The organism is Phytohabitans kaempferiae (assembly GCF_042433955.1).
Taxonomy (GTDB): domain Bacteria; phylum Actinomycetota; class Actinomycetes; order Mycobacteriales; family Micromonosporaceae; genus Phytohabitans; species Phytohabitans kaempferiae.
This window is the reverse complement of sequence record NZ_JBHLUH010000012.1, coordinates 320,971-335,685: the sequence shown is the minus strand read 5'-3', so window position 1 is coordinate 335,685 and position 14,715 is coordinate 320,971. Positions and strand designations below refer to the sequence as shown.

General features: G+C 72.6%; 17 protein-coding genes and 2 pseudogenes. 13 read left to right on the top strand and 6 right to left on the bottom strand.

From position 1 onward, the window contains the following. Positions 1-6 precede the first annotated feature (6 nt). The 9 genes and pseudogenes from ACFFIA_RS11240 to ACFFIA_RS11200 all read left to right on the top strand — a co-directional run. A pseudogene (locus ACFFIA_RS11240) lies at positions 7-630 on the top strand (TrmH family RNA methyltransferase); the annotation flags it as partial. Positions 631-715: 85 nt separating this feature from the next. Continuing rightward, positions 716-1,420: a DUF6758 family protein gene (locus tag ACFFIA_RS11235; RefSeq protein WP_377249486.1), complete on the top strand. Its 705-nt coding sequence runs from the start codon at positions 716-718 to the stop codon at positions 1,418-1,420. A gap of 104 nt (positions 1,421-1,524) precedes the next feature. Then, positions 1,525-1,683, top strand: a complete 159-nt coding sequence (locus ACFFIA_RS11230) for a hypothetical protein (RefSeq protein WP_377249484.1) — start codon at positions 1,525-1,527, stop codon at positions 1,681-1,683. 6 nt (positions 1,684-1,689) lie between these two features. Further along, positions 1,690-2,547: a PH domain-containing protein gene (locus ACFFIA_RS11225; RefSeq protein ID WP_377249482.1), complete on the top strand. Its 858-nt coding sequence runs from the start codon at positions 1,690-1,692 to the stop codon at positions 2,545-2,547. Between the two features lie 180 nt (positions 2,548-2,727). After that, complete coding sequence (locus ACFFIA_RS11220; protein ID WP_377249480.1) at positions 2,728-3,414, top strand: SigE family RNA polymerase sigma factor; 687 nt, start codon at positions 2,728-2,730, stop codon at positions 3,412-3,414. Positions 3,415-3,464: 50 nt separating this feature from the next. Then, on the top strand, positions 3,465-4,703 hold the full coding sequence (locus ACFFIA_RS11215; RefSeq protein ID WP_377249478.1) for a hypothetical protein: 1,239 nt from the start codon (positions 3,465-3,467) through the stop codon (positions 4,701-4,703). Beyond that, positions 4,703-5,554, top strand: coding sequence for a PHP domain-containing protein (locus ACFFIA_RS11210; RefSeq protein ID WP_377249476.1), 852 nt, complete (start codon positions 4,703-4,705; stop codon positions 5,552-5,554). The genes ACFFIA_RS11215 and ACFFIA_RS11210 overlap by 1 nt, the downstream gene beginning before the upstream one ends. Positions 5,555-5,575: 21 nt before the next feature. Next, the gene (locus tag ACFFIA_RS11205; RefSeq protein WP_377249474.1) at positions 5,576-6,190 is read left to right on the top strand and encodes a MarC family protein; all 615 of its coding nucleotides are present in this window, start codon (positions 5,576-5,578) and stop codon (positions 6,188-6,190) included. 134 nt (positions 6,191-6,324) lie between these two features. Beyond that, on the top strand, positions 6,325-7,167 hold the full coding sequence (locus ACFFIA_RS11200; RefSeq protein ID WP_377249472.1) for a RecB family exonuclease: 843 nt from the start codon (positions 6,325-6,327) through the stop codon (positions 7,165-7,167). 182 nt (positions 7,168-7,349) lie between these two features. Here the strand turns inward: ACFFIA_RS11200 and ACFFIA_RS11195 are convergent, their stop codons facing one another. Both ACFFIA_RS11195 and ACFFIA_RS11190 read right to left on the bottom strand, forming a co-directional pair. Then, positions 7,350-8,213, bottom strand: coding sequence for an oxygenase MpaB family protein (locus tag ACFFIA_RS11195; RefSeq protein WP_377249470.1), 864 nt, complete (start codon positions 8,211-8,213; stop codon positions 7,350-7,352). Then, entirely contained in the window at positions 8,203-8,628 is a 426-nt protein-coding gene (locus ACFFIA_RS11190) for a Fur family transcriptional regulator (protein ID WP_377249468.1), read from the bottom strand. The genes ACFFIA_RS11195 and ACFFIA_RS11190 overlap by 11 nt, the downstream gene beginning before the upstream one ends. A gap of 169 nt (positions 8,629-8,797) precedes the next feature. On the opposite strand from ACFFIA_RS11190, the gene ACFFIA_RS11185 reads away from it, so the two are divergent. Continuing rightward, on the top strand, positions 8,798-9,289 hold the full coding sequence (locus tag ACFFIA_RS11185; RefSeq protein ID WP_377249466.1) for a DUF2231 domain-containing protein: 492 nt from the start codon (positions 8,798-8,800) through the stop codon (positions 9,287-9,289). Between the two features lie 1,054 nt (positions 9,290-10,343). Here ACFFIA_RS11185 and ACFFIA_RS11180 read toward each other — a convergent pair. Beyond that, the gene (locus tag ACFFIA_RS11180) at positions 10,344-10,667 is read right to left on the bottom strand and encodes a translation initiation factor 2 (protein ID WP_377249464.1); all 324 of its coding nucleotides are present in this window, start codon (positions 10,665-10,667) and stop codon (positions 10,344-10,346) included. Positions 10,668-10,733: 66 nt separating this feature from the next. Between ACFFIA_RS11180 and ACFFIA_RS11175 the strand changes: the two genes are divergently transcribed. Further along, positions 10,734-10,907, top strand: coding sequence for a hypothetical protein (locus ACFFIA_RS11175; protein ID WP_377249462.1), 174 nt, complete (start codon positions 10,734-10,736; stop codon positions 10,905-10,907). Here ACFFIA_RS11175 and ACFFIA_RS11170 read toward each other — a convergent pair whose 3' ends face one another. Continuing rightward, on the bottom strand, positions 10,908-11,369 hold the full coding sequence (locus ACFFIA_RS11170; RefSeq protein ID WP_377249460.1) for a flagellar biosynthesis protein FlgA: 462 nt from the start codon (positions 11,367-11,369) through the stop codon (positions 10,908-10,910). 110 nt (positions 11,370-11,479) lie between these two features. On the opposite strand from ACFFIA_RS11170, the gene ACFFIA_RS11165 reads away from it, so the two are divergent. Next, on the top strand, positions 11,480-11,695 hold the full coding sequence (locus ACFFIA_RS11165; protein ID WP_377249766.1) for a hypothetical protein: 216 nt from the start codon (positions 11,480-11,482) through the stop codon (positions 11,693-11,695). Between the two features lie 14 nt (positions 11,696-11,709). Here ACFFIA_RS11165 and ACFFIA_RS11160 read toward each other — a convergent pair. Both ACFFIA_RS11160 and ACFFIA_RS11155 read right to left on the bottom strand, forming a co-directional pair. After that, positions 11,710-11,877: pseudogene (locus ACFFIA_RS11160) on the bottom strand (FmdB family zinc ribbon protein); the annotation flags it as partial. Positions 11,878-11,992: 115 nt separating this feature from the next. After that, positions 11,993-12,595, bottom strand: coding sequence for a 5-formyltetrahydrofolate cyclo-ligase (locus ACFFIA_RS11155; protein ID WP_377249458.1), 603 nt, complete (start codon positions 12,593-12,595; stop codon positions 11,993-11,995). A 68-nt stretch (positions 12,596-12,663) separates the two neighbouring features. Between ACFFIA_RS11155 and ACFFIA_RS11150 the strand changes: the two genes are divergently transcribed. Then, the gene (locus ACFFIA_RS11150; RefSeq protein ID WP_377249456.1) at positions 12,664-14,709 is read left to right on the top strand and encodes a GGDEF domain-containing protein; all 2,046 of its coding nucleotides are present in this window, start codon (positions 12,664-12,666) and stop codon (positions 14,707-14,709) included. Positions 14,710-14,715 lie beyond the last annotated feature (6 nt).

The following is a 14,715-nucleotide window of genomic DNA, read 5'->3' as shown; positions in this document are numbered from 1 at the left end:
CCTCTGATGACCGTGAGTGGCGATGAGGTTGAGGTCGGGGTCGGACCCTGGCCCGGTGACTGGCCGGCCGATCCGCGCTACGACCCGGAGTTGCTCGCCCACGGTGACCGGCGCAACGTGGTCGACCGCTACCGGTACTGGCGGCGCGAGGCCGTCGTGGCCGACCTCGACCAGCGGCGGCACGACTTCCACGTGGCGATTGAAAACTGGCAGCACGACCTCAACATCGGCACGGTCGTGCGCAACGCCAACGCGTTCCTCGCGGCGGAGGTGCACATCGTGGGGCGGCGCCGGTGGAACCGCCGGGGCGCGATGGTGACCGACCGCTACCAGCACGTGCGTCACCACGAGACGATCGAGGAGTTCGTCGGCTGGGCGCACGCGCACGACCTGCCGGTGGTGGGCATCGACAACCTGCCCGGGGCGCATCCGCTGGAGGCGGTCACGCTGCCGCGCCGCTGCGCGCTGCTCTTCGGCCAGGAGGGGCCGGGCCTGTCGGACGTCGCGCGGGCAGCGTGCGACCAGCTCTTCTCGATCGCCCAGTACGGCTCCACGCGCTCGATCAACGCGGGCGTGGCCAGCGGGATCGCCATGCACGCGTGGGTACGCGCGCACGCGCCCTCGCCACCTCCGGATACCCCGCCGCCATCCCCCTCGGTCGGATCATCGATCGCCGAAAGCCTTGACGGGGAGGCGGCCAGCCCCGCACCGTAGGGTGGTGGGCGTTGCGGTGAGTTGCCCCAGATGTGGCGGTCCAGTGCGACCGCCCGACCTGATGCACACCGAGTGGCGTTGTGACGACGACGGGCCGGTGCCCCCGTTGCACATGGCCGAGCACGTGAGCGCCGACATCGTGGCGAGCGTGCTGGCCACGGTGGGCAAGGCCCAGGAGGACACCGGGCGCCCGCAGGTGCCCGCGTGGTGTCCCTGGCCGCTCCCTCCCGGCTGGACGATGACCGGCGTCGCCTGGGCCGGCGACGACCGCACCGGCGTCCGGGCCACCGCCGTCGCATGCAGTGGACCGTCCCCCCTCCGCGACGGTCCGGCTGATCTGGTGTTCGTGGCAGAGGAGCCCGGCATCGGTCTGGGTAACTATTTGGGTGGTCTTCCCGGCCTCGATCCGGGCGCGCTGATCGCCGACGCGCTGGGCGACGAGGGCCTTCCCGCGGGCGACCACGGTGGACCGCACGCGAAGATCAAAGTGGGCGGTCACCCGTCTCCACTGTGGTCTGTGAAGTCGCCCGAAGATCGGAGCGCCTATGCCGGAGAAGCCCGGGGAATGTGGCTGTATGCGATAGCCTGGCCGGCGAGTGCGGGTTACCTCCTCGCGGAGCATGTCGTGCTGCACGACCTCTCCGAGTGGCTGCCGCCCGAGCTCGTGTACGGCGCACCCTCGCCGTACCTGCAGGGGAGAGCGTGACGACGATTTCCCCTTGATCGGAACCAACACGTAAAGACGCGCAACTGATACTCTAAGTACTGCCGGCACCGGCTCGGCGGCGCAGTGCGGAGGGACGGCCCGCAATGGTCAAGAAGATTCTCACCTGGGGCGGCATCGCGTTTCTGCTGTTCTTCATCGCGTACCGGCCTGATTCCGCGGCGGACGTGTTCCAGTCTCTGGGCAGCACTGTCGCGGACATCGGTCAGGGCCTTGGTGACTTCGTCACGGGCCTGATCGCCTAGTTCCCTATGGGCAGCGCACCGGGCGGACCCCCCGACGACCCTGACGAGCCCGACCGAGCCCGACGCCAGCGGGACACGGAGCCGATTCCACGCACACGTGGCGAGGAAGGCCCGGGCTACAGCGATGACGCCGCCTTCTCCCGAGGGCCCTCCTATTCGGATGGTCCGGCGTATTCGGAGAGCGCCAGCTACGCCTCGGACGAGGGGCGGGCTGGCTACCTGCCGCCGGAGTTCTCCGAAGACGAGCTTGCCGGCCTGCGCACCGACGCGGCCGGCATGCCGATCGGGCCGAGGCGCGTCCTCCCGCTCGAAGACGAGCCAAGCTCGCTGGTGGCCCGCTATCTCTTCCCCACCGAGCGCTACCGCGGTGAGTGGAAGCGGCACTGGATCCACCTGTCCACCCCGTTGCTGATCGGCACCGCCGCGACGTTCGCGCTCGGCTACCTGTCCGGGTTCCTGGCCCGGCAGGAGGTCCGCGGGCTCACCACAGCGGCGGTCATCGTGTGGCTCGGCGTGATGGGCTGGGTCGCGTGGCAGATCGCCGACTGGTATTACGACCGGTTCATCCTGACAAATAAGCGAGTAATGGTGGTCAACGGCATCGTTACTCGCAAAGTCGGCATGATGCCACTTCTGCGCGTCACCGACATGAAGTACGAGCAGTCCCCACTCGGGCGCCTGCTCAACTACGGCACATTTGTGCTCGAGTCGGCCGGTCAGGATCAGGCCCTCCGTGAGGTCAAACACCTCCCCAATCCCAATGAGCTCTATCTCCGCGTGGTGGAGGAGATGTACGAGCCGCAGGCAGTCGAGGCGCGCCTCGGCAAAGACGCCGAAGACGTCAAGGCCGACGACGGAGCTTGATGTCCTCGGGTCAATGCCCGCCTAACGCTGGTTTGGCCGTCCGTGCCATGGTCCTTGCCCGAAGGCTGTGACAACCTTCGGGAGGGCACCTACCACGGGGAGGCGAGGGTGAGCCTGTTCCAACCTGGATCGCGTGGCGCCCGCGCCCCGGTCCCCGCCAGCGGCCCGGATGGGTCGCAGGTGGAGGTTGGAAGGGGCTCGGTCGCGGACGCGCGGCAGGAGCTGGAGGAGGAGTTCCGCGAGTTCGTCGCGGCTCGCTCCGCCGCCCTGCTGCGCACGGCCTACCTGCTGGCCGGTGACTGGGCCACGGCCGAAGACCTGCTCCAGACCGCCCTCACCAAGACCTACCTGGCGTGGAAGCGGCTCGGCGAGATCGAGGCGGTCGAGCCGTACGCGCGGCGCGTCCTCGTCAACACCGCGACCAGTTGGTGGCGGCGGCGCTGGCACGGCGAGCGGCCGACCGAGATCCTGCCCGAGCGGGCCGCCCCCGACCAGATCGACGAGCAGCTCGAGCGCGACGCGCTGTGGCGGCACGTCAAGGCGCTGCCGGCCCGCCAGCGGGCGGTGCTGGTGCTGCGCTTCTACGAAGACCTGACCGAGGCGCAGACCGCCGCGCTGCTCGACATCTCCACCGGCACGGTCAAGAGCCAGACCTCGCGAGCCCTCAACACGCTGCGCCAGCGGCTCGGCGCCGACGGCCTGGCCCCCGGGCTCGACGGCGCCGGCGCCAGGGGCGGTGCGGCGGCGGAGCGCGCGCCGGCCGGCAAGCCCGCGGAGCCGCGGCCCGCGCGGCGGCCGGCGCCGGTGGTGCCGGGCCTGCCCATGCCGTCGATCCCGGCCCCCGCCACCGGCCTGGAGCGCGGGTGACGATGGGCGAGCCAGACAACCTGGGGCCGTCGCCAAGGCGTCCATTCGGCGTGGCATCGGAGGATCTGGAGCGGGCGCTGCGCGAGACGCTGTCGCGGGCCGCCGACCCGGCACACGGGGTGGGCGGGCCCGACCCTGCCGGCCGCGCCATCCGCAAGGCCCGTCGCATCGACCGGCGCCGCTCGCTCGCGGGCGTGGTCATGGTCGTGGCCGCGACGGCGGTCGCCACCGTCGGCGTCGTGCAGTTCGGTCCAGGCGACCAGCGATACGCCGGGCCGGCCTGGGTCGACGACCCGGGGCCGGAGGTCAACCAGCCGCTGCCCGCGATCGTCCCCACCACGGCCGTGCCGGCCCCCTCGGGCACGTTCGACCGCGGGCGCATGTCCGCCACCGACGTCCCGGTCGACCTGGTCGTCGCCGCTCAGCTCCGCACCACCACCGGCACCGCGATCACGCTGCCCCCGATCGGCACGGTCACCTCCGCGCACGAGGTGACCAATGGCTGGCTGGTCGTCGGCGTGCCGCCCGCCGGTGGCGCCTCCCTCTGGCACGTGCGGCCCGACGGCTCGTCGCTCCAGGTGCTCCCCGCCGTCGACGCGGTCGTGCTGGCGCAGGATGGCCGCCGAGTGGCCTGGCGCGACAGTGCCCGCCTCTTCAGCGCCGTCTTCGAGAAGGGGCAGCTCAAGGACGCCACGCAGGCGTCGGCACCGGCGCAGGCCCGCCCGGTGGGCTTCGTGGGGCACGGCGTGGTCATGCGGCGCGCGGCCGCCGGCGCCGAGCAGGCCGGCTTCGACGTGTGGTGGCCGCGCCGCGGGATGCCCTACAACCCCGCGTGGAAGGCGGGCACCACGGAGATCTACGGGCCGCTGACCGACGGGCGCACCGTCGTCGGCCAGGTCGCCGCCGAGGCTGGCGACCGCCCGTGCCTCGCGCTGCTCGACGCGGTCAACGCGCTGACCGTACTCAAGACGGCTTGTGCCCTGCAGCTCAACCCCCGCGGCTCCGGCACCGTCTCGCCCGACGGGCGCTGGCTGGTGGCCGACGGCGCTGGGCGGGCGCGGCTGGTCGACCTGCTGGTGGCGTTCACCAGCCAGCCCACGGCGGAGGATGTCGGGCCCGAGCTGAGCGACCAGTCAGCGTGGGCGAGCGGCGGCACGCTCGTGCACGTCTCTCGCGAGGGCGACCTGATGCGCGTGAAGGCGGGGAAGGAGCCGGAGGTCGTGGAGGTGCCCGTGCCCGGCGCCGGCATCGACGACCGCGTGCTCGTCGTAGACCCCATGCTCGTGTGATGCGCATCGACCTGCACGCCCACACGACCGCCAGCGACGGCACGCTCACCCCCACCGAGCTGGTCGCCGCCGGCGCGGAGGCCGGCCTCGACGTCCTCGCCATCACCGACCACGACACCACGGCCGGCTGGATGCCCGCGGCCGAGGCCCGCCCCGCCGGCCTCGCGCTCCTGCGCGGTGCCGAGCTCTCCTGCCGGTGGTACGGCGAGTCCCCCGCCATCCCGCTCCACCTGCTCGCGTACCTCTTCGACCCCACCGCGCCCTCGCTGGTGGCCGAGCTCGCCCGCGTGCGGGGCAGCCGCGAGGAGCGGGCGCAGCGCATCGTGGAGCGGCTGCGCGCCGACGGGGTCGACGTGACCTGGGACGAGGTACGCGACTATGCGGCCGGCGGCACCGTCGGGCGTCCGCACATCGCCCGGGCGCTGGTGCGGGCGGGGCTGGTGGCCGGCACCGACGAGGCGTTCGAGGACCGGTGGCTGGGCGAGCGCTACCGCGTGCCCAAAGAGGACACGGACGTTTTCGCGGCGGTGCGGCTGGTGCGCGAGGCGGGCGGGGTGCCGGTCTTCGCCCACCCCAAGGCGACCAAGCGCGGCAAGGTGGTGCCCGACTCGCTGATCGTGGAGCTGGCGGAGGCGGGCCTCTTCGGTCTCGAAGCCGACCACGAGGCACACTCGCCCGCCGAGCGGGAGCACGTACGCGGGCTCGCGGCCGAGCTGGGGCTGGTGGTGACCGGCTCGTCCGACTTCCATGGCTCACACAAGCAGGTCAAGCTCGGTGCCTACACGACCGAGGTGGATGCCTACGAGGCGATCGTGGCGGCCGCGTCGGGCGTACCGGTACTGGGGCCTTGAACGGTCCTCTAGCGTGGCCGTGTGGATCTCAAGCTGTTCGGCGAGGTGTTCGTCACCCTCCTCGTGATCATGGATCCGCCGGGCATGGTGCCGATCTATCTCGCCCTGACCGGCACGCTCACCCGCCGGGAGCGTAACCGGGCGGGTACGCAGGCGGTCGCGCTCGCGTTCGGCGTGATCGTGGTCTTCGCGGTGGCCGGGCAGACGCTGCTCGACTACCTCCACGTCGACCTGCCCGCGCTCCAGGGCGCCGGCGGGCTGCTGCTGATCCTCATCGCCCTCGAACTGCTCACCGGCCGCACCGACGATCCCAACCAGCAGGCCACCTCCAACATCGCGCTGGTGCCGCTCGGGACGCCACTGCTCGCCGGCCCGGGCGCGATCGTGGCGACGATGCTCTTCGTCCAACGGTCCGACGGGGCGGCCGACTACGTCGCGGTCGGGGTGGGCATCGTGGCGGCGATGGCCGCGGTGTGGCTGGCACTCCGCTTCTCCGGCGGCATCGTGAAGGTGCTCCGCCCCAGCGGCATCGAGGTGCTGACCCGCATCGCCGGCCTGCTGCTGGCGGCGATCGCGGTGCAGTTGATCGCCGACGCGGTGGCCGCCTTCGTGCGCCAGTACGCCAATGGTGGGTGACCCGCCGCCGTGGCGGCCGGTGGATTGTCAGACGGTGGTGGGAGGATCGTGGGGTGCGTAGGGCATATTCCGCGACCCCCCGTCCGCGCGGCGGTGCCGGTCGGCCAGAGCCGGAGCAGCTTGGATTCGAAGGCATGCCGGAGCGGCTTTTCGTGTGCACGCCCAGCAAGCTCGGGTCCTATGTGGACTGTCCACGTCGCTACCGCTACTCCTACGTGGACCGTCCCACTCCGCCGAAGGGCCCGCCGTGGGCGCACAATTCGCTCGGCGCCAGCGTGCACACCGCGCTGCGCAACTGGTTCGCCCTGCCGGTCGACAAGCGCCGGCCCGAGGCGCTGCCCAGCCTGCTCAAGGGCACGTGGGTCCGCGAGGGCTACCGTGACGAGGTGCAGGAGCGGGCCGCCTACCGCCGGGCGCTGGAGTGGCTTGAGTCCTATGTGGAGACACTCGACCCGGCCGTCGAGCCGCTCGGCGTCGAGCGCGTCGTGGCGGTGAAGACGGCCGTGCTCGCCTTCAACGGCCGCGCCGACCGCATCGACTCGCGCCCCGGCCCCGACGGCCCCGAGCTAGCGATCGTCGACTACAAGACCGGCCGCACCGGCCTCGACTCCGACGACGCGCGCGGCTCGCAGGCGTTGGCGCTGTACGCGTACGCGGCCGAACGCGTCTTCCGCCGCCCGTGCCGCCGCGTCGAGCTGCACCACCTGCCCTCTGGCACCGTCGCCGCCCACGAGCACACGCCGGAGTCGCTGGCCCGGCAGGTGAGCCGTGCGGAGGATACGGCCCGCGACATCGCGGCGGCCGAGCGCGCGGTGGCCGAGGGCGGCGACCCCGACACCGCCTTCCCCACCACGCCCGGCCCGATCTGCACCTGGTGCGACTTCCGCAAGGTCTGCCCAGCGGGGGCCGAGGCACCGGCAAAGGAACCGTGGGCCACGGTCGAGCGCGTCCTGACCCCCACCGCCGCCGATGAGTAGCGTCGCGTCGCGCCGTGGGCCAGGGCCCAGGCGCCGCTTGGGCTTGGCAGCCTGCTGATGAAGTTTCCAAAAGGATCTGCGGGCTACCGCGATGTCCGCCGGGGTCCGGGCCGTCGCTCCCGCAGCCTCACCCTCCGCAGCCCTGGATGGTCGGCCAGTGGAAAGCCGGTGGCGGTGTCGGCTCAGCCGGCCATGAGATCGGTGAGTGGGGCGGCACTCGCCAGACGGGCGACGCGTTCGTCGGCGGCCTGGCGGATCGGGCCGACGCGGAATCGTTTCGGGAGCGCGGCCAGCAGCAGGCGCAGCCCCCGCACGGAGACGTCAGCCGAGACGTCGGCCAGTGGCAGGCCGAGGGCGCCGTACATGCGGCGGGCCCAGGGCGGGAGCAGCGAGAAAGCCGTCGCCGCCACGCCCGCGTAGGCGAGTCGCACCGGGGTGAGGCCGAGGCGCCAGGGGAGCGGCGGATGGCTCAGGAAGAGGAACGTCTCGGCGGCGGCCTTGCTCATGCCCAGCTCGGGGCGGACGCGCTCGTAGTACCGCGCGACCTCGGCGGCCGTGCCGGGCACCGTCTCGGGGTCGAGGCCGACCAGCGCGGCGGCCCGGCGTTGCTCGGCGTAGTAGGCGTCGACGTCGGCGGGCGTGAGGCGAACGCCGGCGCGGCGGGCCGTCGAGACGAACGACTCGATCTCGGCGACGTGGACCCACCGCAGCAGGTCGGGCTCGTCGATCCGAAACTCGTCGCCGGTGCGGGGGTCGGTGGCCCGCAGCCGGCCGTGCAGGGCGCGCACCCGGCGGCCGGCGGTCTCGGCCTGGGCGGTGGTGCCGTAGACGGTGGTCGCGACGTACTGCGACGTGCGTATCAACCGGCCCCACGGGTCGGCCTTGTAGTCGGAGTTTTGCACCACGCCCGCGACCGCTCTGGGATGTAGCGCCTGGAGGTAGAGCGAGCGGAGACCGGCGACGAAGAGGATGGGCTCCTCGTGCACGCGCCAGCTCACCGAGTCGGGACCGAAGAGCCCGAGATCGTCGTGCGGGTCAGATGTCATCGGCCTTGCGGGCCTGGCAGACCGGGCACAGCCCCCAGAACGTCACCTCGGCCTCGTCGATCTGGAAGCCGTGCGAGACGTTGGGGTCGAGGCAGGGCGCCTCACCGACCGCGCAATCGATGTCGGCGACCTCGCCACAGCCGCGGCAGACCACGTGGTGGTGGTTGTCGCCGGCGCGGGCCTCGTATCGCGCGGGGCTGCCGGCAGGCTCGAGCCGGCGGGCGAGGCCGGCGCGGGAGAGGGCGCCGAGCACGTCGTAGACGGCCTGAGTGGAGACCGAGTCGAGGCGTGTGCGGACCCGCCGAGCGATCTCGTCGACCTCGAGGTGACCACCGGCGGCCAGGACATCGAGCACCGCGAGACGCGGTCGGGTCACCCGCAGGCCACGCGACCGCAGCAGCTCCTCGCCGTGCATCTAGCAATAACAGCACGCGGATACGCCGCCAGCAAGGCGCGCGGAACCTTCCTGGACCGCCCCGACTCTCTCACCGCGTGGCCCGCCTGCGACATGGGCATCGTTGCGATGATCGACAAATCGTACGCTGATCCCGCGCGACCACGCGATTCCCGGAAAAGGAGGACTCGTGTTCGACGAGTTCATGGGCTTGCCGACGCATCCGCTCGTGGTGCACGCCGCTGTGGTCTTCATCCCACTGTTGGCGCTCGCCGCCGTGGTGTACGCCCTGGTGCCCCGCGTGCGGGCGCGGATCGGCTGGGCCGCCGCACTGCTCGCCATCGCGGGCCCGGTGTCGGCCTTCGTCGCGCGGCAGTCGGGGGAGGAGCTGGAGGCGCGGCTGATCGCGGCCAACTACGGCCAGGAGATCCTCGACAAGGTCAACGACCACCAGGGCTATGGCGACCTGATGTTTTGGTGCAGCCTGGCTCTGGGCGCCGGCACGCTGCTGCTCGTCCTGCTCACCAACGGGCTGACCACCGGCCGGGCCACGGCGGGCGGCGTGCCGGTGTGGCTGACGTGGGTCCTTGGCGCCGCGGTGATCGTGCTCGCCGGCGTCACGGGCGTCTACGTCTACCTGACCGGTGAATCGGGCGCCGACGCCGTGTGGAGCGGCATCTAAGAGACCTTCCGGGTCGAGGTCTGAGTGGATCGCGCAGCGTCCGTGCCCGCGTCGGGCTAGCAGCAGATCGTGTGCCCGTGGAGCGTGGCGCTGCTCCCGGACCTTGCCGAACCGAGCAAACCGATAGAAAGCGGCTATCCGCAAAAGGGTCATCGTGGGCGGGTCCGAAGCCCTGACCCCGAAACCTTTCTGGAGGGGTTTCGGGTCGAGGTGGTCGCGTGGCTGGGCCGTGTTCGGACGTGGTGTCGTGTGTGGGAGAAGCTGTCGAGTTGGGCGCACCGGTGCGCCCAACCCCCGGGACGGGCGTTGGATGCGCGGCTGGTGGGGTGGATGCTGGTGCCGGTGGGCCGGCCGCGCCCGACCGGCGGGTGCGTGGGCGTTGTCGGGGGCATAGCCCTTTCAATCCGGCCGCAAGGGTCTGTGTCCCTGACATAGGCCCTTTGCGATGGGACCAGGCCCGGCGGCGTGGCGATCCAGGGCGGTGTGGGCACGCGTGAGCGTGCCGAGCGGGATGGTCCGTCCGTGGCGACTGGTTGCCGTGTGAGGGTGAGTTTTCGCCGCGCGCGACCTGGATCTTGGTGACCGCGAGCGTCCGCCGCTCCCCGAACACGCGGATACGGCTTCGACCGACCAGGCCCAGCCCCGCGTGCCCGGCCCGCGGCCCAAGCGCCCGCCGTAGGACGACGAGAACCCGCGCCGCGAAGCGGCGCGAACCCCGACCGCGAAAGCTCTCTGGTGCGGTGACCACCGACGCTCAGCGGCGGCCTTCGGGCGCTGGTCACCGGCTCGGCGAAGCGGGCAAAGACTGGTGGTCATCCGTGCGTCGTGTTAGAGGCCCGCTGCTCCCGCGGCCTTGCCCGTCGCAATGCACAGCTCATCCGGCCTGAGCGCTCGCCAGGGGCTACCCGGAGGTGGGTCGGGCTTCGCGTTGGCACGCTCACCTTCTCCTGGGCGTCGCCTCGGCGGTCTGCCCGCCCGAGGTGTTGACTGCGTCGGGGTCGCCAGCGGGAGCCCTCGATGCCCAGCCGGCGCGAAGGCCCGCAGGCGTCGCGGCTCAGAAAAGCGCCCGCGAGCAGAGCAGACAGATCACCACCACGAGGACGGCGGCGGCGATCATGCCGATGCCGTATGTCAGCGTGCGCGCGCTCCGCTCGGCCGAGTCGATCCCCGCGTTGTCCTGGCGGGGGAGCGCGCGGGGCGTGGGCGGCTGGACGACGACCGGTGGGCGCCACCCCCTCGGCGGCGGTGCGCTCGGCGGCGGCCCCGGGTATGCGGGCGCGGCCGGCTCGGCGGGAGGCGGCGCGGGTGGGGGCGCAGTGCCATCGGCTGGCCGCCGCCAGAACTCGTCGTCGGCCGGGCCGCCATTGCGGGTCGTCACGCCCACCGACGCTATCAACGTCGACCTGTCCCCCGCGGTGCACCATGCCTGGGTAGTCTGCTTTGCGTGAACGGGGCGAAAGACCTGCGCGAAGATCCGGACCGCCTGGTCGATCTCGATGACGACGACCTGCCGGTGCTGCCTGACCAGACCCGCGACGACACCGATCGCGGGTGGGGCGAGCTGTCCCACTCCAATGACGACCGCCTGCTGGAGGACCGGCCGCCGCACTGGGGCTGATCACTTCGGCCGCACCAGCGCGCCGAAACGGGTCTCGCCGGGCAGGCCGACGATCGCGCGCGCCCGCTCGGGCCTGAGCGCGAGGAGCACCGCGCTCTCGGCGCCCACCACGCCGAGCACCAGCGCGTCGGAGGCGAGGAGCGAGGCCGCCGCGCCGTCGGCGGCGGCGACCAGGTCGACCCGGTCGCCGGGGTGCACGAGCGCCAGCATCGCGGGATCGGCCAGCCGCACCGGCACGCCCACCGCGCCAGCCGGCACCGCCAGCCGCCCGTTGGCATCGACCGAGGCGGAGGCGGTGGGGGCCGCGACGGCCGGAGCGGGACAGGGCGGTGGCGCCGGGTCGCGGGCGTAGAGGGCGGCGGCCGCGGTCAGCAGAAACACCGCGATCAGCCCGGTGCGCAGCAGCGTGCGCCCGCGCGGCAGGCGAGGCCGCCGGACGGGGTCGAGCGTGGGCTCCCGCATGGCCCAGACCCTAGGCAGCGGCCGCTCGGACCGCCGGCTTCGACCGGGCGCCTGTGGATAACCGGCCCGGCTGTGGATAACGCCCGGGCAGCCGGTGGACCTGCTAGGAGGTGGTCGCCGCGGCGGGCTTGGCCGAACTCGACGTGGAGGACGACGAGGTCGACGGCTTCGACGAGGAAGACGACGACGAAGGGGCCGACGACGAGGTCGACGAGGTCGAGGACGAGTCGGAGGAGGTCGAGCCCGACGAGGTGGTCGACGAGGACGACTCGGACGACGAGGACTTCTCCGCGGCGGAGCCGCCGTTGCGGGAGTCGTTGCGGTAGAAACCCGAGCCCTTGAACACGATGCCGACCGAGCCGAAGAGCTTACGCAGCCGGCCCGCGCACGCCGGGCACTCGGTCAGCGGCTCGTCGGTGAAGGACTGCACCGCCTCGAGCTGGTTGCCGCACTCGGTGCAGGCGTACTGGTAGGTGGGCAACGGATCCTCCGCAGGCTGGCACTCCACTAATCCGAGTGCTAATCATGCGCCAAAGACGCCCGCCTCGTCCACCTCGGGCCGCCAACATCACGCCGACGGAGTGGGCCACCGCGCCGGAGCCCCGCCCAGCGGGCGCGACAGGTCAGACGGGCAGGTGGACCAGGCCACCACTCGGCGTGATCACGGCCCCCACTCTGCGGTCATGTGGCTCCTCGGGGAGTGACTCGACCAGCTCGCCGTCGTACAGGAGGGCCACGACCAGGGTTTCTGGCGAGACCCGGGTCAGGGCGCGATCGTACGAGCCGCCGCCCCGGCCCAGCCGCACGCCCCGCTTGTCGACCGCCAGCGCGGGCACCACGACGAGTTCGGCGGTGGCGATGGCATCGGGCCCGAGGCGGCGACCGCTGGGCTCGCGGAGGCCGTGCGGGCCGGGCGTGAGGGCGTACGGGCCGTGGTAGATCGCCCAATCCAGGTCGGAATCGGGCAGCAGCACCGGCAGGAGCACGCGCGCCTCGGAGCCGAGCATGTCGGCGAGCGCGTCGGGAAGCCCGGGGCCGCCCGGCTCCGGCCCGAGCGGCACGTATCCGGCGACGCAGTTGGGCCTCTCGTTTCGTACCAGAGAGGAAAGCGCGGCCACGACGTGGGCCGAGCCCTCATCCAACGACGTCGCCGGCAGTGCCCGGCGGCGATTGAGCAGCGCGGCCCGGAGGCTCGCCTTTCGCGGAAGATCCGATAAATCCGGCACGCAACACTCCTGCCATAACCCGCCCCCGTTATTCCCGCTGTGTCAGCATCCCAGAGAGAGGGGGAGCTGTGACGCTGCGTGGACGGTTGACAACCGCCTTCCTCGCCGTCGTGCTCGGTCCGGCGCTGCTCGGGGCCTTCTTCGTCGGCGCCACCGTGGCGGCGGTGAGCCGTGACCGGTCGGTCGAGCGGCTGGACGTCGCGGCGACCACCATCCGCTCCTCGGTCGGCGCGCTCTGCCAGCAGTTGCACGCGGTGGCCGACGCGGTGGCCCTCCCCGCGACGACCGAGCAGCGACTCGTCGTCGCCGACCAGGTCATCGCCCGCGGGCTCGCCGCGGCGGTGTGGGTCGACGGCGTCACCACGCCCGACGCGCCGCCCCGGCCGTGGACGGACTGCTCCGGCCGCACGTCAGGGGCCTTCCAGGCGCTCGCCGTGCGGGTCGAGATGCGCGACGCGGCGGGCGGCCTCCTCGGCTCGGTGGAGGTCGCGCAGGTGGTCGACGCGACCTTCGTCCGCCGCCTCGCCGACGCCGCGGGCGCGGCCGTGACCCTGCGGGCGGGCCCGAGCTACAGCACCGAGCTGGGCCGCTCGCGCGACGCCGTGGTCCAGGCTGCCCATGGAGTACGAGCCAACGAGATCGCCGAGTCCGCACCTGGCCGCTACGTGCGGCGCCTCGACCCCTCGCCCGGCCAGCCGCTCCCGCTCGCCCTCTCGGTGCCGCGCAGCGAGCCGGACGGGATCTACGCGGTGCTCGTCGGCGCGGTGGTGCTGGCCGGGCTGCTCGCGGTGCTCGCCGCCTGGTGGCTGGCCCGCTCGACCACGCGGCCACTCGCCGAGCTGGGGCGCGCCGCCGACCGTGTGGCGGACGGTGACCTGGCCGCCCGCGTGCCGGTACGCGCCCGCGACGAGGTGGGCCGGCTGGCGGCCGCGTTCAATCGAATGACCCGCGAGACCCAGTCGTACGTGCGCGCGCTCACCGCCAGCCGCGACCAGCTCCGCAACCACCTGGCCGTACTCGGTGACACGCTCTCCAGCACGCATGACCTGCACCGCATCCTCCAGGTGATCCTCCAGACCGCGCTCGCCGCGACCGGCGCCCGCGCGGGCGTGGTGCTGCTGCTCGACCCGGCCACCAACACGCTCGTGGCCCAGTGCGCGGAAGGGCTCGAGGACGCCAACGTCAAGGTGCCGGTCGGCAGCGGGCTGCTCGGCACGGTGGCCGCGACCGGCGAGCCGCTGCGCGGGCGGGTCGACCGCGACGGCCCGCCGCTGCTGGACGAGGAGCCGCACTGCCGCACGTACGTGGCGGTGCCCTTCGCCGGCCCCACCCTCGGCGCCGACCTCGACCCGCCCGCGGTCGGCGTGCTCGCGCTGTACGACCGGCTGGGGCTGGACGAGTTCGACGACGCCGACCTGGTCACGCTCCGGACCTTCGCCGGGCAGGCGGCCGTGGCGGTGGACAACGTGCGGGTACACGAGGAAGCGCAGCGGCTCTCGCTCACCGACCCGCTCACCGGCCTCTGGAACTACCGCTATCTGAAGGAATCGGTGCGCCGGGAGGTCGAGCGGGCCAGCCGCTTCGGGCGCATGCTCGCGGTGCTGGCCCTCGACCTCGACCGCTTCAAGGAAGTCAACGACACGCACGGGCACGCGGCGGGTGATGCGGTGCTGACCGAGTTCGCCCGCCGGGTGCGAGCCGAGGTGCGCGAGGTCGACCTGGCGTTTCGGCAGGGAGGTGAGGAGTTCGTGGTGTTGCTGCCAGAGACGGACGCCCACGGCGGCACGATCGTGGCCCAGCGCCTGGGCGCGGCCGTGCGCGGCACGCCGATCCCGTACGGCGACGGGTCGATCGCGGTGTCGGTCTCCATCGGTATCGCGGTTTACCCAGATCACGGCGTGACCGGCGCCCAGGTGTTGGACGCGGCGGACGACGCGCTGTACGCGGCGAAAGCGGCGGGGCGGGACACCTACCGGATCGCCGCGGGTGGCAAGCGCCCGATGGCCCAGGAGATGCCGGTGCCGGCCGGCGCGGCCCCGCCGGACGACGATCTGCCGCGAGCCGGCGGCGCGTCACCTGGGACTCACCCGCCGCGACAGACCCGTGGCCGATAGTCTCGC